At 66.7% G+C, this 19,224-nt stretch carries 18 protein-coding genes; 9 read left to right on the top strand and 9 right to left on the bottom strand.

The features are described from left to right. Positions 1-82 precede the first annotated feature (82 nt). A complete protein-coding gene (locus ABIB49_RS14595; RefSeq protein ID WP_282358953.1) occupies positions 83-874 on the bottom strand; it encodes a TetR/AcrR family transcriptional regulator in 792 nt (263 codons plus the stop codon). Positions 875-1,053: 179 nt separating this feature from the next. On the opposite strand from ABIB49_RS14595, the gene ABIB49_RS14590 reads away from it, so the two are divergent. Continuing rightward, positions 1,054-2,016, top strand: a complete 963-nt coding sequence (locus tag ABIB49_RS14590; RefSeq protein ID WP_282358956.1) for an NAD-dependent epimerase/dehydratase family protein — start codon at positions 1,054-1,056, stop codon at positions 2,014-2,016. 19 nt (positions 2,017-2,035) lie between these two features. On the opposite strand, the gene ABIB49_RS14585 is transcribed toward ABIB49_RS14590, so the two are convergent. After that, positions 2,036-4,258 (bottom strand): MMPL family transporter, encoded by a 2,223-nt coding sequence (locus ABIB49_RS14585; RefSeq protein WP_282358958.1) that lies wholly within the window; start codon positions 4,256-4,258, stop codon positions 2,036-2,038. 201 nt (positions 4,259-4,459) lie between these two features. On the opposite strand from ABIB49_RS14585, the gene ABIB49_RS14580 reads away from it, so the two are divergent. After that, the gene (locus tag ABIB49_RS14580; protein ID WP_282358959.1) at positions 4,460-4,975 is read left to right on the top strand and encodes a MarR family winged helix-turn-helix transcriptional regulator; all 516 of its coding nucleotides are present in this window, start codon (positions 4,460-4,462) and stop codon (positions 4,973-4,975) included. Here the strand turns inward: ABIB49_RS14580 and ABIB49_RS14575 are convergent. Beyond that, positions 4,917-6,260, bottom strand: coding sequence for an APC family permease (locus tag ABIB49_RS14575; protein ID WP_282358961.1), 1,344 nt, complete (start codon positions 6,258-6,260; stop codon positions 4,917-4,919). The two genes, ABIB49_RS14580 and ABIB49_RS14575, sit on opposite strands and share 59 nt — an antisense overlap. A 132-nt stretch (positions 6,261-6,392) precedes the next feature. Here ABIB49_RS14575 and ABIB49_RS14570 point away from each other — a divergent pair, with 132 nt between their 5' ends. The 4 genes from ABIB49_RS14570 (at position 6,393) to ABIB49_RS14555 (ending at position 9,098) form a co-directional block, all read left to right on the top strand. Continuing rightward, on the top strand, positions 6,393-7,208 hold the full coding sequence (locus ABIB49_RS14570; protein ID WP_282358963.1) for a methyltransferase domain-containing protein: 816 nt from the start codon (positions 6,393-6,395) through the stop codon (positions 7,206-7,208). Positions 7,209-7,279: 71 nt separating this feature from the next. Then, entirely contained in the window at positions 7,280-7,738 is a 459-nt protein-coding gene (locus ABIB49_RS14565; protein WP_354157199.1) for a hypothetical protein, read from the top strand. A gap of 100 nt (positions 7,739-7,838) precedes the next feature. Beyond that, positions 7,839-8,390 carry a dihydrofolate reductase family protein gene (locus ABIB49_RS14560; RefSeq protein ID WP_282358966.1) on the top strand — a complete coding sequence of 184 codons (552 nt, stop codon included), beginning with the start codon at positions 7,839-7,841 and terminating at the stop codon, positions 8,388-8,390. Positions 8,391-8,474: 84 nt separating this feature from the next. Next, positions 8,475-9,098 carry a LysE family transporter gene (locus tag ABIB49_RS14555; RefSeq protein WP_354157198.1) on the top strand — a complete coding sequence of 208 codons (624 nt, stop codon included), beginning with the start codon at positions 8,475-8,477 and terminating at the stop codon, positions 9,096-9,098. Between the two features lie 20 nt (positions 9,099-9,118). Here ABIB49_RS14555 and ABIB49_RS14550 read toward each other — a convergent pair whose 3' ends face one another. From ABIB49_RS14550 to ABIB49_RS14525, 6 genes are all read right to left on the bottom strand, one after another. Next, positions 9,119-10,690: an acyl-CoA synthetase gene (locus ABIB49_RS14550; RefSeq protein WP_282358970.1), complete on the bottom strand. Its 1,572-nt coding sequence runs from the start codon at positions 10,688-10,690 to the stop codon at positions 9,119-9,121. 53 nt (positions 10,691-10,743) lie between these two features. Beyond that, the gene (locus tag ABIB49_RS14545; RefSeq protein WP_282358972.1) at positions 10,744-12,108 is read right to left on the bottom strand and encodes an MFS transporter; all 1,365 of its coding nucleotides are present in this window, start codon (positions 12,106-12,108) and stop codon (positions 10,744-10,746) included. Positions 12,109-12,151: 43 nt separating this feature from the next. Continuing rightward, positions 12,152-12,607: a MaoC family dehydratase gene (locus ABIB49_RS14540; RefSeq protein WP_226760581.1), complete on the bottom strand. Its 456-nt coding sequence runs from the start codon at positions 12,605-12,607 to the stop codon at positions 12,152-12,154. Between the two features lie 87 nt (positions 12,608-12,694). Then, positions 12,695-13,900, bottom strand: coding sequence for an acyl-CoA dehydrogenase family protein (locus ABIB49_RS14535; protein WP_354157197.1), 1,206 nt, complete (start codon positions 13,898-13,900; stop codon positions 12,695-12,697). A 1-nt stretch (position 13,901) separates the two neighbouring features. After that, entirely contained in the window at positions 13,902-14,795 is an 894-nt protein-coding gene (locus ABIB49_RS14530; RefSeq protein WP_282358980.1) for an amidohydrolase family protein, read from the bottom strand. A 1-nt stretch (position 14,796) separates the two neighbouring features. Next, entirely contained in the window at positions 14,797-15,732 is a 936-nt protein-coding gene (locus ABIB49_RS14525) for an SDR family NAD(P)-dependent oxidoreductase (RefSeq protein WP_354157196.1), read from the bottom strand. Positions 15,733-15,975: 243 nt separating this feature from the next. Here ABIB49_RS14525 and ABIB49_RS14520 point away from each other — a divergent pair, with 243 nt between their 5' ends. The 3 genes from ABIB49_RS14520 (at position 15,976) to pabB (ending at position 19,213) form a co-directional block, all read left to right on the top strand. Beyond that, a complete protein-coding gene (locus ABIB49_RS14520; RefSeq protein ID WP_253031829.1) occupies positions 15,976-16,470 on the top strand; it encodes a MarR family winged helix-turn-helix transcriptional regulator in 495 nt (164 codons plus the stop codon). 89 nt (positions 16,471-16,559) lie between these two features. Beyond that, complete coding sequence (locus ABIB49_RS14515) at positions 16,560-17,156, top strand: low molecular weight protein-tyrosine-phosphatase (protein ID WP_354157195.1); 597 nt, start codon at positions 16,560-16,562, stop codon at positions 17,154-17,156. Next, a complete protein-coding gene (gene pabB / locus ABIB49_RS14510; protein WP_282358983.1) occupies positions 17,153-19,213 on the top strand; it encodes an aminodeoxychorismate synthase component I in 2,061 nt (686 codons plus the stop codon). Before ABIB49_RS14515 ends, pabB begins: the two co-directional genes overlap by 4 nt. Positions 19,214-19,224 lie beyond the last annotated feature (11 nt).

Raw genomic sequence — 19,224 nt, 5'->3', positions numbered from 1 at the left:
CCGGAAGCCTCGGCGCGCCAGTCAGGCGCAGGGGCAGTCTATCGACCACCACCGGGAGGCAACAGGGTGAACTAAACCAGGATCATCGGCTGCTCCCGGGGTCGGCGGCTTGCGTCCCTGCCGGCAGGTCCGGTTGCGGCGCGGCGCCGGCAAGGCCGGCGAGTTCTGCCAGTGCAGCCAGGTGCAAGGCGAACAATTCATCCGGAGCCGCAAACGTTCCCTCGCCGTACTGCCCAAAGACCTCGAAGCTGATGGTGCCGAACAAGGCGCTCCAGACAAGCGCGCCGCGAGCCAGCAGGGCGTCCGGGACCGCCAGCCCCATCTCGCTGCGGATGCGCTGCAGGTCTGCGGCGAGTCCGGACAAAGCGGCGCCCTGACCGCCTGGCGCGACCAGCCCGCCGGCGCGGTAGGCGCCGTCGAGTACCGCCATCAGGGCGTAGACCACCCTGGTGCCCGGCCCCGTTGTTCGCTCGGCCGGCGCCTGGTACCCGGGCACAGGACTGCCGAAAAGGAGGCTGTAGCGCGCCGGCTCGCGCAGCGCCCAGCTGCGGACCGCGGCACCCAGGGCCCCGAACTGCCCGCAAAAGTCGGCCGCAGGTGCTGCAGCCACGGCGGCGTCGACTTCGTCGGCGAGCTCGTTGTAGGCATCGATAAGCAGCAGGGTCAGCAGCTCTTCGCGGTTCTCCACGTACCGGTAGACCGCCGAGGAGACGACGCCAAGGTCCCGGGCAACGGCGCGGAGGGACAGCGCGGCCGCCCCGTGAACTGCCAAATGCTCCCGCCCCAGGCGCACAATATCTTCAACGGTCCGGGCCCGGGCCCGCTCCCGGGGCGTGGTCGGCTTGCCGGATGGTGCGGTGGCGGATTGCGGCATGGCTTCAGCATTCCATAAACCAGAGCAGTGTCAACAAATGAGAGCACTGCTCTTGACTTAGCCAGGGATCGGCCGCATCCTGAGGTGAGAGAGCACTGCTCTCAGTTCCGGAGGTTGCCCCAGGAAAGGCGGCCGCGCCCGGACAGCCGCCGTCCGACCGGAATGAAAGCGAGAAATCGATGTCCCAGCACGCATCCCCGGAGGCAGAAGCCTCTACCTTATTTGTCGTCACCGGCGCCGGGCCGGTCGGCTGGACGGTTGCCGCACAGCTTGCAGCGGAAGGCCATCGGGTTCGGGTGCTTACCCGGTCCGGCAGCGGACCCGACCATCCCCGGATCGAAAAGATGGCCGTGAACGTGGCCAATCCGGCGCAACTTGGCGAACTGTTCCGCGGCGCCCACGCCGTGTTCCACTGCATTCACGGCTCCCAATACAGCGCAAAGGCATGGGCGGAGGAATTGCCGGGCGCAGAGCAGTCGGTTCTTGCCGCGGCGGGCGAGGCTGGCGCGGTCGTCGTTTTTCCGGAAAGCCTGTACTCCTACAGCGCTCCGGAGCGCCCGATGACGGAGGACGGCCCCCGCGCGGCTGAGGGCGGCAAGCGCGGGGTGCGGACCGCACTTCTGGCCGCCCGCGCGGCGTCCGAGACGGACACCGTGAGCGTGGTCGCAAGCGACTTCTTCGGCCCCCGGGTGCGCGGCGCACATGCGGGCGAGCGAATGGTGAAGCCGGTGCTGGCGGGCACACCGCTGGTGGTCATCGGCAAGGCATCCCTACCGCACTCCTTCACCTACGTGCCCGACCTGGCCGCCGCGATGATCCGGGCGGCGCAGGACCCAGCGCTGTGGAACCGGGTGTGGCATGCACCCACCGGCACCGCGGTGAGCCAGCGGCAGATCGCCCGCGCGTTCGCCGCAGCCGCCGGCGGTCGGGCGCCGCGGGTGGCCGCTGTGCCCGGCTGGGCTCTGCGGATCATTGGCCGGTTCTCCCCGGGAACGCAGGAACTGGTCGAAACCCTTTACCAGTTTGAGCAGCCGTTTGTGCTGGACTCACACGCCAGCGAGGCGGCCATGGGACTGCGGCCCACGCCGCTGGAGGAAGCAGCCGCCGCCACAATTGCCTGGTGGGGGGGCCAGGAACGGTAGCGGCGGCTGCGGGCTCTGGCTAGCGGATTCCTGCCTCCGCGGATGCCGTTTCAGGGGCGGCCGGCTCCGCGCGAGCGGCGGAGCGCGTCCCGGCGCGTCCCAGCTTGCCTGGCCACCAGATTCGCGGGCCGATGTCGTAGGCCAGGGCGGGGATCAGGAGTGAGCGGACCAGGATGGTGTCCAGCAGCACTCCGAAGGCCACGATGAAGGCCAACTGCGCCAGGAACATGATCGGGATGATGCCCAAGGCGGCGAAGGTGGCAGCAAGCACCACGCCGGCGGAGGTGATAACGCCGCCCGTGACGGCCAGGCCGCGCAGGATGCCGGCCCGGGTGCCGTGCTTAAGGGATTCCTCGCGGACCCGGCTCATCAGGAAGATGTTGTAGTCAACACCCAGTGCCACGAGGAAAACGAAGCCGAACAGCGGAACGGTGGCGTCTGCTCCCGGGAATCCGAAGATGTTGTTGAACACGAAGGCGGAGACTCCCATCGCGGCGCCGTAGGACAGGACCACCGAGGCGACCAGCAGGACCGGCGCCAGCACCGAGCGCAGCAGCAGCATCAGGATCAGGAGGATGACCGCGAGGACCACCGGAATGATGGTGACGAGGTCGCGCTGGGCCGTGGTGTTGGTGTCCAGGGCCGTCGCGGTGACGCCGCCGACGAGTGCACCGGCGTCGGTCTTCTTGAGCTCCCGGCGCAGATCGACAACAACGTTCTCGGCCTCGTTGGAGTCCGCCGCGAAGTTCAGTGTCGCGTTGATCAGGACCTTGCCGTCCCGGACCGAAGGAGTCGACGGTGCCGCGGGCGCACCCGGGGCCGCTGGCGCGCCGGTGATCGGCACTCCGCCGTCGGCCAGCAGGTAGGCATCCCCCACACCGTCAGTGGCTTTGGTCTTGTCCAGTACGTCCTGGGCCTTCGATTCTTCGGCGACGATCACGGCGGGACTGCCGGAACCGGCGTCGAAGTGCCGCGCCAGGGCGTCCTGCCCGTCCACCGCGTTGGAGGCAGTGAGGATGACGTCGGTCTGCGGGACGCCGTTTGCCTTGAGCTGCAGGACGCCGGCGGATGCTGCCAGCAGCAGCAGCACAGAGGTGATCCAGACGGCCCGGGGCCGGCGTGAAACAAGAGAACCGGTCGCGCGCCACAGGCCCTTCTGGCCCTCAAGTCCTGTGACGAGCTCGGGCTCGCGCTCGGTCTCCGGCAGCAGCTTGGGCCGGAAAGGCCAGAACGCAGTCCGGCCCAGCAGCGCCATCAGCGCGGGGAGCAGGGTCAGGGCCGCCAGGAGCGAGCACAGGATGCCGGCCGCCGCCACCGGGCCGAGGGCCTTGTTCGAGTTAAGGTCCGAGAACAGCAGACACAGGAGGGCGATGATAACCGTGGCGCCGGACGCCAGGATCGGCTCCCAGGCCGCCTTCCACGCGGTGAGGGCGGCGGCAGTGCGGTTTGTAGTGTGCGTCAAGGCCTCACGGAAGCGCGCCACATAGAGCAGCGCGTAGTCCGTCGCTGCACCGATCACCAGGATGGACAGGATGCCCTGGCTCTGCCCGTTGAGCTGGATCCAGCCGAGTTTGGCCATGCCGAAGACGAGCAGGATAGCGGCGGTGAGGGCAAAAACCGAGGTGAACAGCACCGTGATCGGCAGCAGCAGCGAGCGGTAGACAATCAGCAGAATCAGGAACACCGCGCCAAGGGCCACGAGCAGCAGAATGCCGTCAATGCCGGCGAAGGCGCTGACCAGGTCCGCGGTAAGCCCGGCCGGTCCGGTGACGAAGGTCCGCATTCCCGCCGGAGCAGATGCCTGTACTTCGTCGCGGAGTTCCTGGACCACTTGTTTCACCTCGTCGGATGAGCCGATCGGCACCACAAACTGCACCGCTTTGGCATCCTTTGACGGGATGGGCCCCACGACTGTGCTGCCGGCGCCGAGCGCTTCCAGCTTGCCCTTAAGCGCCGCCGCCTCGCCGAGCTGGGCCGGGGTGAAGGCTGCGTCGTTCTCAATGACGATGACTGCAGGTATTTCCTTGGAGTCCCGGAACTTGGCCTGCCAGTCCTGGGCCTCCGTGGCTTCGGCTCCCGCCGGCAGGAAGGAGGCCTGGTCATTCGAGGAAACCTCGCTCAGCCGGCCAAAGGTCGGACCGCCGATCCCGGCGATGGCCAGCCAGGTAATAACAAGGAGGACGGGAACCAGCCAGCGCAGCCAGAAGGGGACGCGGGTACTGCCCTGTGATGTCTTGGTCATGGTTCCTTCTCGAACGGGCCTGGATCAATGCAATTGAGTCTATAATAGACTATCTCCACAATGGAGATAACCCTGAAAGTTAACTTCCCGAGCGTGAGCGCGGAATCAGCAAAGCTACGGTGCCACGGGCTGCTGAAGTAAACTCCGGAAGGCACCTGCTGCGAAGCAGTGGGCAAGGCAGAAGGAGAGAGGAAGGTTCGCGTGAGAGTTGACCCGCCGGAACTCCCCGGACCCCAGGGTCCGCCTCCGCTGGTGCGACTCCTGCAGGAGTTCAGCCTCGAGGCCAACCGCTACGTGGATTCCGCCGGCGGCCGCAACGACATGCACCGGACGGACCTCAATGCCTTGGGTGTGATCATGCAGCACACCGCGAGGAACCAGGTTGTCACGCCCGGAGTGCTCCGCAAGGAACTCCACCTGAGCTCACCCGCCACCACCGCCCTGATTGATCGGCTGCACAGTTCCGGCCACGTGGTCCGCGAACGGCAAGGCCCGGACCGCCGCCAGGTCCAGCTCAGGATGACCCCGAAGGCCTACCGCGACGGCGGAGCCATGTTCCAGCCGCTCGCCCGGCACATGGCGGCCGCGATGGCCGAATTCACCCCGGCGGAACTGGACGTCGCGACACGGTTCATGGCCTCGATGATCGAGGCGACTGTCAGGGCCGGCCAAGAGGCCGCACAACAGCCGGCACCGTCTCCCGCCGAGCCGCGCTAGTTGGCGTTTTCGAGCGCCGCATCGGCAATACCTCCGGGGCGGCTCGCCTGCCGGCCAAGATGGCGGCCACGGCCAGCCCGAGCGGGACCACCAGTGCCCAGCCGCTGAAAAGCAGCACGGCCAGCATCACAGCAGCGGCCACAATAACCCCGCACCAGGCCGGCGTCCGTGCGGGCAGCAAACGAATCCCGGCGAGCAGGCCAAACGCGGTCACGGCGGTGAAACAGGCCGACGCCGCCCCGATCTGGAACTGCATGTCGCCCAGCCCGGCTGCCGCCGCCCCGAAGGACAGCAACGTCATCACGCCCAGCAGTGCAAGGCTGGCCGTGGGCACCTCCCCCGGACCGGCACCCCGCGCAAGGAGCCGCGGCAGAACGCCGTCGGACGCCAGGCTTGCCCCCAGCCGGCTGGCGCCGGCAACAAAGGTGTTGACCGGGCCGAAAGTCAGCACCGCGGCGGCGACGGCGGTCAGCGGCGCCGCGAGTCCGCCGAGTCCCTTCTCAAGCAGTTGCGCGATCGGCACGTCGCTGCCCGGAAGGGCTGGACCCAGCACGGCGAGCGAGGCCGACACGACGCCGAGATAGACCACACCGACCACGATCAGGGTGAGCCAGGTGGCCCGTTTGAGGTCACGGTCCGGGTGGCGGAACTCCCCGGCGATGTGCGTGACCGCCTCCCAGCCGGCGAAGCAGAAGAAGAGCAGGCTGGCCACGCCGCCCACGGCCCAGTAGCCGTGCGGCGCGAACGGCTCGAAGTTCTCCGCCCTGGCAAACGGCGCGGCCAGCGCGATGGCCAGTGCCAGCAGTCCGACGAGCAGCACCATCAGCACCAGCTGGATGCCGCTGGACATCCGGATCCCGACGGCGTTGCTCGCGAAGGCGGCGGCCAGCAGCAAGGCAGCGGCCACCAACGCCGTCCCGCGGCCGCCGCCCAGCGCGTGGGCGATGTAGTTCCCGCCAATCACGGCCGTCGCCGGGGCACCGAACGGAATTGCGAAGTAGAAGAGGTAGCCCGCCACGGCCGAGGCACGGCGCCCGTAGGCACGCGTGACGAAGTGGGCAATTCCGCCGGCGTCGGGCTGCTGGCGGCTCATCTCAGCGAAACTGAAGGCCACGGGGGTGCAGAACACCAGCAGCAGGGTCCAGGCCAGGAGCGACGCCGGCCCGGCCTCCTTGGCGGCGATGGCCGGAAGGACAAGGATGCCCGAGCCCAGGATTGCCCCGACGTAAATGCCGGTGGCCCGGAACAGGCCGAGCCCTGCCTGCTTGCTGCTGTTGGTTTTCACTCCTCTAATCATCCGCTGAACCGACCCTGCCGGAAGCGGCAAAACGGACGGCTGCGCGCGAAATCCTGCCGTCTTCCCGGCCGTTTCCCCCGCATTCGCGGATTTGTCGGTGCGGGGCGGTAGCGTTTTATTATGAGTGCGCAGCAGCCTGAAGATGTGTACAGCCACGGCCACCACGAGTCGGTGGTCCGCGCCCACGCCTCCCGGACGGCGGAGAACTCCGCGGCGTTTGTGATCCCGCACCTGACCCCGGGGGGTTCGGTGCTCGACGTCGGCTGCGGGCCGGGCAGCATCACGTGTGATTTCGCCGGACTCGCCGCCCCCGGGAAGGTCACCGGACTGGACCGCTCGCCCGAGGTGGTCAGCCAGGCGACCGCCCTCGCGGCGGAGCGCGGCGTGCAGAACGTCGAGTTCGTGGCCGGCAACATCTACGACCTCGACTTCGAAGACGAGACGTTCGACGTTGTGCACGCCCACCAGGTCCTGCAGCACCTCACGGACCCGGTGGCCGCCCTGCGGGAAATGCGCCGCGTCGCCAAGCCCGGCGGGATCGTGGCGGTGCGCGACGCCGATTTCCACGGCATGAGCTGGTACCCGGCCGTCCCCGAGCTGGATGAATGGATGGAGCTCTACCAACGGATCGCACGACGCAACGGGGCGGAGCCCGACGCTGGCCGCCGCCTGGTTTCGTGGGCCCAGTCCGCCGGGTTCACCGACGTCGCGCCCTCCAGCAGCAACTGGCTCTACGCCACCGGCCAGCAGCGCCGTTGGCAGGCCCGGGTGTGGGGCGAACGCGTGCTGCACTCGGCATTCGCGGACCAGGCACTCGAATACGGCTTCGCCAACGCCGCCGACCTTGCCCGGATTTCGGCCGGCTGGCACCGCTGGGGTTCCACGGCCGACGGCTGGTTCCTGATCCCCAACGGCGAAGTGATCGCCCGGGCGTGAGTGGCGGTCCGTTATCCACATAACCGGTGCTGGCTCTGGAGCTCGAAGGGCAGATTTTTTAGCATCAAGACATGATCATCCAGGCAGGTTTTGACTTCGAGATACTCGCCCGCCCGCTCATCATCCAACACAACATGCTGATGCCAAGCCTTGTGCTGATCTGCCTGGACTCGGACATGCAACTAAACGACATTGACGTCGTCCCCGGCGATTTCGCTGGCTGCCTGGTTCCCTTCCAGGATGCCGTGCTGGCGGCACTGGTTCCGGACGACACGAAGTACTTTGCGATCGCCCATCCCGGCAGCTTCGGTGCAAGCTGCGGCTATCCGGATCCGGTTCTGGACGAGGCCCATGACTTGGAATCGAAGGCGGCCGAACGGGGCATGCAGCTGATCGGCCACTTCGCCATCGACGAAACGGGCTATATGTCTGCCCGCGCCCGCTCGTACTTTGACCAGTATCCGCGTCACGCGGACCTGCCAAGGACAATGTTCCACTGGTCGCATTCAAAGCATGGCAGGTGTGGCTGAGCCCTTGCGCATGCCGGATCTTCCGGGTTCACACCAGCCATTCCCCGCCGGCGGATCAGCCGCTAGGGTGCAGGTAAAGACTCAACGGCGAGGAGATCCCATGCGCAAGGTGACGGCCGGACTGTTCAGTTCCGTGGACGGCGTGGTGGAGGACCCGTTCCGTTGGCAATTCGACAGCTTCGATGAGGAGCTGGGCGCGGGGATGAACGAGATGATGGGCCGGATCGATACCGGACTCCTGGGCCGCATCGGGTACCAGCAATGGGCGGAGTACTGGCCGAACGCCGAAGCCGACGCAGACTTCGGCGGGTTCATCAACCCGCTGCCCAAATATGTGGCGTCCCGCACCCTGACCGGCGATCTAATGTGGCAGAACTCGCAACTGATCGGGGGACCGCTGGAGGATTTCGTCGCGGGCCTGAAGGACGGCGACGGCGGCGACATCGGCGTGTTCAGTAGCATCTCGTTGGTCCGGCAGCTGTTCTTCGCTGGGCTCTTGGACAGCCTGATGTTGATCGTCCATCCCGTGATCGCAGGCAGTGGCCGCAGGCTCTTCGCGGATGGCGATCCGCTGAGCCGGCTTGAGCTGCAGGCATCCCAGCAGACCAGCAAGGGCAACATGATCTTAAACTACGGCCTGCGCGGCAGCTGAGGGGGCGATTCAGGCTCCCGGTGACCTCCCGACGGCCGGCAGCACCCGGCGTGGAAGGGGTGTCCGCGGCCGTAAACTGAATCAGTGCAACCCTCCCTTTGGCTGGCCCTGGCGGGCGCCGGTGTCCTGATCAGCTTCACGCCCGGCGCGGGCGCCATCAACACCATGAGCAATTCGCTGAACTCCGGCTTCCGGCGTTCCATCTGGGGGATCCTCGGCCAGCAGGCCGCTTTGGTGGTGCACATCGTGATCGTGGCCCTCGGCGTGGGGGTGCTGGTGGCGAGCTCACCGGTCGCCTTCAACGTGATCCGCTACGCAGGCGCCGCCTACCTTGTCTACCTGGGCATCCAGCAGTTCCGGCACAAACCCGACCTGGACCAGGAAAAAGCCGCCGCGCTGCGCAACGAGCCGGCCTTCTCCATGTTCCGCCGCGGACTGTGGGTGAACCTGCTGAACCCCAAGGCGATCGTGTTCTTCCTGGCTTTTATGCCGCAGTTCATCCGCCCGGAGAACCCGCTCCTCCCGCAGTATCTGACCGTGTCAGCCACGGTGATCGTGATCGACATCCTGGTCATGTGGTTCTTCTTCGCGGCCGCAGCCAAGACCTTCCAGCGTTTCACCCACGACGCCCGCGGCCAGCGCATCCTCAACCGGACGTTCGGCGTGCTGTTCATGGCCGTCGGCGTCATGCTGGCCCTTATCCACTGACGGGCCCAGGCTACGGCCAGTTATGGCTGGATGGCGCTCAGCTTCCGAAGGTCGGCCTTCCTGATCTTGCCGCTGGCGGTCCGGGGCATCTCATCGACAAACAGCACGGACTTGGGAATCTTGTAACGTGCCAGGCGTCCATCCAGGTACCGCCTGAGCTGCTCTTCCGTGAGGTGGGCACCCTCGCGCAGCAGAACCACAGCCCGGGGCACTTCACCCCATTTCTCATCCGGCACGCCAATCACGGCCACGCTTCCCACCGCCTCGAGTTCCGTGATGGCCTGCTCCACTTCTGCGGGATAAATGTTCTCGCCGCCGGAGATGATCATGTCCTTGATCCGGTCCGAGACGAAGAGGAACCCGTCGTCATCCTTGTATCCCATATCGCCTGACTTGAACCAACCGCCCTCTGCATAGGACTCGGCGGTGGCGTCCGCGCGGTTCCAGTACTCGGGGATCACGTTCGGGCCCTTGATCTGGATCTCGCCGGCCGTCCCCGGCGCAGCGGTGTCCCCGTCGAAGCCGGCGATTCGCACATCGGTGAAGAACTGCGGAAGTCCGGCCGATCCAGCCTTATCCCTGGACCGGGCCGCCGGCAGGGTGCTGGCGCCCGGCGCAGTCTCGGTCATGCCGTAGCCATTGGAGAACCGCATGCCGCGCGCTTCATACGCCTCCAGCACCCGCATCGGCACCGCTGACCCGCCACAGGTGAGCTTGTTCAAGGAGCTGAGGTCCGCAGTGGCCCACGCCGGGTGCTCGGCGAGCATCTGATAGGTGGTCGGCACCCCGCTGATGGTGGTCGCCCGGTGCCGCTCAATGAGTTCCAGTGTCCGGCCGGGGTCGAACTTCGGCTCCAGCACCACAGTTCCTCCCTTGAGGAGGGTGGGCAGGACGCCCATGTCCAGCGACGCCACGTGGAACATCGGCGAAATCATCAGCGCCACGTCCTGCGAGGAGAAGTCGAAATCAACGATCACGTTGATGCAGTTCCACGTGACGTTGCCGTGGGTCAGCAGGGCCCCCTTGGGCCGGCCCGTAGTCCCGGAGGTGTAGAGGATCATGGCACCGTCGTCCAGCGTGACCGGTTCGTCGACCGGCTGGTCCGAACCGGAGGCCACCAGGTCCGCAAAGTCCTCCACCGCCGTCGGGCCCCCGGCGGCTCCACTGCGCACCGCCGGGTTATTGCCGGCGCCGGCATCGTCTACGACGACGAGCCTTGCCACTGCCGTGCCGGCCGACCCGCGGGCTGCCAGGTCGCCGAGGCTGCCTGCATGGACCAGTACCCCGACGCCGCAGTCCTGCAGCTGGAACTGGATTTCCGGGGGTGCCAGCCGCGTGTTGAGCGGGACGAAAATGGCGCCCAGGGTGCCGCACGCAAAGAGGGTTTCCAGGAAGGACGGGTGGTTCTCGCCCAGGTAGGCAACCCTGTCGCCCTTGGCCACGCCGCGGTCCCTCAGGGCGTTGGCGAGGCGGACGGTCCGGTCCGCGAACTGTTCATAACTAAGTTCCCGGTCACCGCTGATCAGGGCGGTCTTGTTGCCGGACTTCGGGCGGCGACGTTGCAGCCACGAACCGATGCCAAAATTTTCCACGGCGAATCCTTTCTACTGTGAGGTTAGCCCGTGTGAGGGGACCCGATGAAGGGTCAGGCCCGGACGGTGCGGAGGTCGTTGTTCTTCGGTTCCCGGGTCAGCAGGATGAAGACGATGGAGACGACCGACATGATCGCCAGATACCAGACCACTGATGCCGTGTCCTGGCCTGAGTCCTTGAAGATCTGGGCCACGATGCCCGGAGTGAACCCGGCCCCAAGCAGGGTTGCCAGCTGGTAGCCCAGGGACGCCCCGGTGTAGCGGGAGGTGGTGCCGAACTGCTCGGACACGAAGGCCGCCAATGGACCGAACAGTGTGGAGTGGATCATCAGGCCGATGGCGAACGCCACGAAGATCAGCATGATGTTGTTGGAGGAGAGCAGCTGGAACATCGGCACCAGGTAGATGATGAAGAGAACCAGTCCGCCGATCATCACCGGCCGCCTGCCCACCTTGTCGGAAAGCCGGCCGCCCATGATCACGAACACGATGGAGATCAGGGAGGCAGCAGCAAAGGCGTACAGCACGCCCTGGCGGTCGGCGCCCTTGGAGACGGCGTAGGTCACCGAGAACGTGGCCAGGACCACCTGGAGCGCGAAGCCTGCGGCGCCGGCGAGCATAGTGAAAATCAGGGTCTTGGGCCGCCGCAGGACCTGTACCAGGGGCGCGGCCGGCTTTGCCGTGATTCCGGCGCCGTTTGCCTGCGCCGCGCTCTCCCGCTCAGCTTTTTCCTGTTCAATGGCGGCTTTGAAGATAGGGCTTTCGGAAACCTTGAGCCGGACGAACATGCCCACGCCCAGCAGCACGAAGGAGAGCAGGAACGGCACCCGCCAGCCCCAGGCGAGGAACTGATCGTTCGGGAGCGCTGAGAACGCGCCCATGATCAGGGTGCCCAGGACGGCACCGGTGGGCGCCCCGGCGTTGACGAACGAGGCGGCAAAACCGCGTTTGCCTGATTCGGAGTGCTCCAGCGCCATGAGGGCGGCCCCGCCCCATTCACCGCCGACGGCGATGCCCTGGAAGACACGAAGAATCACGAGGAGCACCGCACCCCAGGGGCCGGCCACCGAGGCACCCGGGACCAGCCCGATCAGGGTTGAGGCCACGCCCATGACCAGCATCGAGATGATCAGCATGTTCTTGCGGCCCATCCGGTCGCCGAAGTGGCCGAAGATGATGCCGCCAACCGGGCGGGCCACGTAGCCCGCGGCAAACGTGCCGTAGGCGGCCACCACGCCTACCCAGTCGTCCATGCCGCTGAAGAAGACCTTCGGGAAGACGATCGCCGCGGCCGTGGCGTAGAGGAGGAAGTCGTAGTACTCGATGGTGCTGCCCAGGTAGCTGGAGGCAATGACGGTGCGCGCTTCCTTGCGTCGCTCGGCGGTGCCCATCGCTTGAAGCTGAGTGAGTCCTGACATGGTTGTTCCTTTGAACAGAGGGAGGGTTCGTAGAGGGGGCTTTTTACTTGTAGAAGCGGGCGAGGAACTCGGCGACGACGGCGGGCCGCTCCTGGCCTTCGATCTCGATGGTGTTGGCGACCTTGATCTGGGCACCGCCCTTGACCTCGGTCACTTCGCTGATGGTGGACCGCATCCGGATCCGCGCGCCCACCTTGACCGGGGACGTGAAGCGGACTTTGTCCAGTCCGTAGTTGACCTTCGTGGTGACGCCGTCGACGTCGAACAGCTCGCCCCAGAAAGGGATGATGAGCGAGAGGGTGAGGAAGCCGTGGGCGATGGGGGCGCCGAACGGGCCGTCCTTGGCGCGTTCCGGGTCAACGTGGATCCACTGGTCGTCACCGGTGGCGTCGGCGAACTTGTTGATCTGTTCCTGGGTGATTTCGCGGTACTCGGTGACCCCGAGATCGGTGCCGGCGAGCGTGAGCAGTTTGTCGAAATCGACGACGAGATTGGGCATGATGTCCTCCTGGAGGGCTGGGTGGGGCAGGGAACTGTCCGACGGCGGTGCCGGAGCGGGGTGTGTTGGATTTGGTGGGTGCCGGGGTCAGCGGGTGAAGGCGCTTTCGCCGGTCAGGGCCCGGCCGACGATGAGGGCGTTGATTTCGTGGGTGCCTTCGTAGGAGTAGACGGCCTCGGCGTCGGCGTGGAAGCGTGCGACATCGGTTTCAAGGGTGATGCCGTTGCCGCCGACCACTTCGCGGGCCAGGGCCACGGTTTCGCGCATCAGCAGGGATGTCTGCATCTTGGCCAGGGCGGAGTCCTGGTCCCGGTAGATGCCGTTGGACTGCTGCTCGGTGAGCCGCACCACGAGAGACAGCGCCGAGGTGACGTTTCCGAGCATCCGGGCCAGTTTTTCCTGGACCAGCTGGAAGGATCCGAGCGTGCGGCCGAACTGCCGGCGTTCCGTGACGTAGCGCAGGGCCGCCTCGAATGCACCGGCCGCGATCCCGGTGGCAATCCAGGCGACGTCCGAGCGCATCGCGCGCAGCATTGCCGCGACGTCCCGGAAGGACTCCACGTTGTGCAGGCGCATCGATTCGGGCACCCGTACGCCCTCGAGGGTGATGTGGGCGTTCTGCATCATCCGTAACGCGGTCTTGCCGTGGATCTTCTCCTGCGTCACGCCGGGGGCTTCCCGCTCGACGAGGAAGGCCTTGACCTGGCCGTCGGCCACGTCGCGGGCAAACACGGCCAGGACGTCCGCGGTGGCGGCGCCGCCGATCCAGCGCTTGGCGCCGTCGAGGATCCAGGTGTCGCCCTCACGGCGGGCGGTGGTGGAGAGCCCGCCGGCGATGTCGGAACCGGACTCCGGCTCGGTCAGCGAGAAGACCCCCTTGAGCGAGAAGTCGATGACCTTCGGCATCCATTCGGCCTGCTGTTCCGCGGAGGCACCGACCCGGATCGCGGTCCGGAACAGTCCGGCCTGGGCTGTGTAGAAGGTGGCGAGCGAGGCGTCGGTGCGGGCGAGCTCGAAGATCCGGAAGCCCTGGTAGATTCCCCGGGCCGGGCTGCCCTCCGGGCCGCGCAGTTCGGCCGGCTCCATCAGGTCCAGGCCGATCAGCGGCTCGGCGAGCTCATCCGGGAACTCGCCGCGTTCCCAATAGTCCGCCAGCAGCGGCCGGGCCTTCTCGTCGAGGAAGGTCCGCAGCCTGCCCAGCACGCGGCGTTCCCCCGCGGTCAACAGGGACTCGGCGTCGTAGTAGTCGCAGACGCCGTACAGCCGGGTTTGTTGTTCGGTATCGACAGTCATCTCAGCCTCCCAGTCCGAGCAGGCGGACGGCGTTGTGCTTGAGGATCTTGGGCCGGACCTCGTCCTTGAGCGGCAGGTCCGCAAAGGCGCGCAGCCACTTCTGCGGGGTGATCAGCGGGAAGTCGGTGCCGAAAAGGACCTTGTCCTGCAGCACGGAGTTGGCCATCTTCACCAGCGATTCCGGGAAGTACTTCGGGGACCAGCCGGAGAGGTCGATGAAGACGTTGGACTTGTGCGTGGCGATGGAGTTCGCCTCGTCCTGCCACGGCACCGAGGGGTGGGCCATGATGATCTGCAGTTCCGGGAAGTCCGCCGCGACGGCGTCCAGCAGCAGCGGGTTGGAGTAGCCCAGCTTGATGCCGTAGCCGCCCGGGAGCCCGGCGCCCATGCCGTTTTGTCCGGTGTGGAAAATCGCCGGGAGGCCGAGTTCCTGCAGGGCGGCCCAGAGCGGGTAGAACTGTTCGTTGGAGGGGTCAAAACCCTGTAGGGACGGGTGGAACTTGAACCCGCGGGCACCCAGGTCGATGGCCTGGTGCTTGGCGCCCTGGATGGCCTCGGCGCCGGTCCGTGGGTCCACGCTGCCAAACGGGATCAGCACGTCGTTGTTCCGCGCGGCGCCGGCGACGAGGTCTTCGATGCTGTTCGGCTCGTGTTTGAGCTGGGTGCGGGCATCGACGGTGAACACGACGGCGGCCATGTTCAGTTCGCGGTAGACCTCGGCGATCCGGTCCAGCGACGGGGTGCGGTCCTCGGACTTGAAGTACTTGGCGGACGCTTCGCTGAGGGCCGACGGCAGGGATTCGTGGCCGTGGCCGTCCACCTCAAGGTGGACGTGCATGTCGATCGCGTCGAGCTTTGCCGCGTCGATGCCGAGTTCATAGCGCTGGGAGGCCATGTCAGCGGACCTCTGCCGGTTCGGGCTTGAGCTCTTCCGGAAGCGGCAGGAATTCCTCGCCGACGCTTTGCAGCTTGTCGCCGAAGAGCTTGCCAAAGTTTTCGATCAGGTCGGCATAGCCCCAGCCACCTTCGCGGTACTCGGTAACGGCAGCCCCCGGGTGGGTCCAGAGCTGCAGACGGTCCCCGCCGGCGCCGATCGCCTGGCCGGTGATGCCGGCAGCTGCGTCGGAGGCGAGGAAGGCAACGAGTCCGGCGACGTCGTCGGCGGTTCCGAACCCCAGATCGTGACGGAAGAAGGCCGGCATGGCCTCGCCGCGTTCGTCCGCTTCGACGGCCTTCTGGAAGTACGGGACGGTCTTGGTCATGGCGGTGGCGGCCACCGGGATGACGGCGTTGGCGGTGACGCCGGCCTTCTTCATTTCCAGCGCCCAGGTGCGGACCATGCCGACGATTCCGGCCTTGGCGGCGGCGTAGTTGGTCTGGCCGAAGTTGCCGCGCTGGCCGGTGGGCGATCCGATGGTGATGATGCGGCCGGCGATACCGTGTTCCTTGAAGTAGGCGAACGCTTCGCGGGCGCAGGTGAAGGTGCCCTTGAGGTGGACGTTGATGACGAGGTCAAAGTCCTCGTCCGTCATCTTCAGCAGGGACTTGTCCCGCAGGATGCCGGCGTTGGTGACCAGGATGTCGAGCCGGCCGAAAGCCTCCACCGCTTTCTGCACGAGCTGCCGGGCGGCTTCGGTGCTGCCCACCGGAGCGACGACGGCGACGACGCGGCCGCCGTCGGCCTCAATGGTCCGGACCGCTTCAGCGGCCACGTCGGCATCCACATCGTTGATCACGACGGCGGCGCCCTGGCGGGCGAGTTCCCGGGCGTACGCCAGACCCAGGCCGCGGCCGCTTCCGGTGACGATTGCTACTTTCCCTGACAGGCTCATGCTGCTCCTTTGCACTGCGCCTTGCGGCGGATATCCCAGGGAGCCTGCGTGTGATGCACATCTCCCTTGACTGCTTCAATTAGAAACTTAATCCTTGAGAATGTCAATGATTTATTTCTGCATCCAATCAGCTTCCCCACCCGCCGCATTCACCGCTCCCGGTGCACGCTTTTCGCAGGCGCGGTGCACGTGGGATCATTGAATAATTCAACGACCCGGCTGGCTACCCGCCCGAAAGGCACCATGACACAACAGGTACACCTCGCCGCCGAAAGCTCCGGCGAGGCTTCCACCCGGCTGGCGGAATCAAGCATCAGCACTGACATAGGCTTCCTGCTGGCCAAGCTGCACGCCGCCGGCAGCGTGCTCAACAACGCGGCCCTTGCAGAGTTCGGGCTGAAGGAGCGGTCCTACTCCGTGCTGGCGCTGGCCTGCGGCAATCTGGGACCCACCCAACGCGAACTGGCCGAGTTCCTCAGCCTGGATCCCAGCCAGATCGTGGCACTCATTGATGAGCTGGAACAGCGCGGCCTCGTGGAAAGAAAGCCGGGACCCTCAGACCGGCGGCAGAAACTGGTGTCCGCCACAAAAGCAGGCCGCACCCTCCACGCTGCCGCCCAGAAGGCAACCCAGGCCGCCGAGGCGCGACAGCTGGTCATGCTTACCGGCGAGGAGGTGGCGTCTCTGCGGTCCATTCTCCGCAAGGCCGTCTGGTCCGGGAGTCCCGCAGGCCAATAGTTCAAACCTTGCAAATATGATGTGACAAAGCCTGTAACATCCACCGCCGGGAACTAGCCAAGCGGACACCGATCATCCATGCTTGCACTATGACCTCAGCGCCGAGCCAGTACCGGATCATCGCGGTCTGCACCGGGAACATCTGCCGGTCGCCGATGGCCGAACTGATGCTGGCGGAGGCCATCGCCGCGGATGGCCTGGCCGGCGCCGCCGTTGACTCGGCGGGGATCACGGCCTACGAAGTGGGCCGCCCGATTGATCCGCGGGCCGCCCGCAAACTCACCGCCAACAGCATTTCCTCGGAACGTCACGTGGCACGCGAATGGGACACCAGATGGTTCCACAACCGCGACCTCATCCTTGCCCTGGACGTGGACCATTTCGGCTGGTTGCAGCAGGCCGCACCGGACCGCGAATCCGGGTCCAAGATCCGGATGCTGCGCAGCTTCGATCCGGCCGTCGCGGGCAAGGATCCCCTCGACCAGGGCATCGACGACCCCTGGTACGGCGGCCACGCGGACTTCGACCTCACCTGGGACCTGATCCACGCCGCACTGCCCGGGATCGTGGCGCATGTCCGGACGGAGCTGTCCCGGCGTCAACGGCCCGGCGGGCAACAACCGGGCAGTGATCAACCGGGCAGTGATCAACCCAATGCAGGGCAGCGGGTACGCTCTAAATCATGAGTCCCGCACCCGTCATCATCGCCATCGACGGACGATCCGGCGCCGGCAAGACCACCTTGGCGATCGAGCTGGCGGCGACGCTCCGCGAGCACCACAAGGTCTCCCTCTTCCATCTGGAAGACATCTATCCCGGCTGGAACGGGCTTGTGGCCGGCGTCGAGCGTTACGTCTCCACGGTCCTGGCCCCGCTGCACCGCAGCGAGCCCGCCGAATGGGTCAGTTGGGACTGGACAGCCCACTACGACGGCGCCACCCGCACCACCCAGCCCGCTGAAATCGTCCTGGTGGAAGGCGTGGGTGCTGCCGCCGCAGCCGCCCTCCCCTTCCTGGCCGCCGTGATCTGGGCCGATTCGCCCGAACAAGACCGGCGCAGCAGGGCCCTGGCCCGCGACGGTGAAACGTACGAACCGTTCTGGGACAAGTGGGCCGCCCAGGAGCAGGAGTGGCTGGCCGGGGATGACGTTCCGGCCCGCGCCGATGTCCGGGTGCTGAACCGTGCCGACGGCGCCGCGCCTGCGGAAGTACTGCAGTCCCTCTTGTACCTGCCGGCTCTGGCTCCGGTGCTGCTGCCCGAACGCAGTGCACGCACCGGGCTGGAGCTGCAGGCCGAACGGATCGACGCCGTCCCGGACCCGGTCCTGGTGTTCGAAGCCCTTTTCGGCGGCTCGGCCAATGCCGTCTGGCTCGACTCATCGCTGACGCCCGTGGCGCCCGACGGCGGTGCGGCGGCGGAACGCAGCCGCTTCAGCATCCTGGCGGACGACGGCGGCCCTTACGGACAGTCGGTCCGGCACAACTCGGGGACGACTTGTGTGAGCGTCGGAAACGCCAGCGTCACCACCGAGGGGCCGTTCTTCCGCTGGCTCGACGGCGTCTGGGGCCAGCCCACACTCCGCGGCCCCAAGGACTACCCGTGCGGGTTCACCTTGGGCTGGCTCGGCTACCTCGGCTACGAACTCAAACGTGAGACCGGCGGCAGCGACGCGCCGGCCGGGACCCCGGATGCCTGCCTGCTTTTCGCCGGTCGCGCAGTGGTCCTGGACCACGTGGAGCGCACGGTCTGGCTGCTGGCGCTGGACGCCGCAGACGCCGGAGACTGGCTGGCTACTGCCCGCTCCGCCATCACCGAGGCAAGCAACCGAAAGCCGGCCGGCGCCGGCCACGTCCTCGACCCCCGCGCACCCGGCCACGGCGCCCCGGACTTTACGGCCCGGGACTCGGAAGCATCCTATAAGTTCAAAATCAGCCGGGCGCAGCACGAGATTACCGAAGGCAACAGCTACGAGGTCTGCCTGACCACCGCACTGACCGCCAATCTTCCCGCCGCGACCCTCGAGCCTTGGCAGGCGTACCTTATGCTGCGGCGGGGCAATCCCGCGCCGTTCGCCAGCTACCTGCGCTTCGGCGACCTCACTGTGGCGAGCACCTCGCCGGAGCGGTTCCTGCGGATCGCGCCCGACGGTGCCATGCGCGCCGAGCCGATCAAAGGCACCCGGCCCCGGGATGCGGATCCGGCACGGGACGCGTTGCTGCGGACCGAGCTCGAGTCCTCCCCGAAGGACCGCGCCGAGAACATCATGATCGTGGACCTGCTCCGCAACGACCTCAGCCACTTCGCCGTGCCGGGCTCGGTATCGGTCAGCAGGCTCTGCGCGATCGAAAGCTACGCCACAGTGCACCAGTTGGTCAGCACCATCGATGCCCGCCTCAAACCGGGGATGCCCCGGGCCGAGGCCGTTGCGGCGTGTTTTCCCGCCGGCTCCATGACGGGCGCCCCCAAGGTCAGCACCATGGCCATCCTCGACCGGCTTGAGGGAGCACCCCGCGGCGTGTACTCCGGCGCGATCGGCTATTTCTCGCTCAACGGCGCGACCGACCTGGCCGTCGCCATCCGGGCCCTCGTTCTCAGGCAGCTGCCCGGCGGCCGCACCGGGCTCAGCCTCGGCGTCGGCGGTGCTATTACGGCAGACTCCTCACCCCAGGCGGAGTACGAAGAGATCCGGACCAAGGCCTTCGGCGTTCTCACTGCGCTGGGCGCGCAGTACCCGGCCGGCTGACTCGTGCGCTG

It is taken from the genome of Arthrobacter sp. UYCu512, from assembly GCF_040547075.1.
GTDB lineage: Bacteria > Actinomycetota > Actinomycetes > Actinomycetales > Micrococcaceae > Arthrobacter.
Note: the sequence above shows the minus strand (reverse complement) of the source record. Positions and strands in the feature narration are given on the sequence as shown.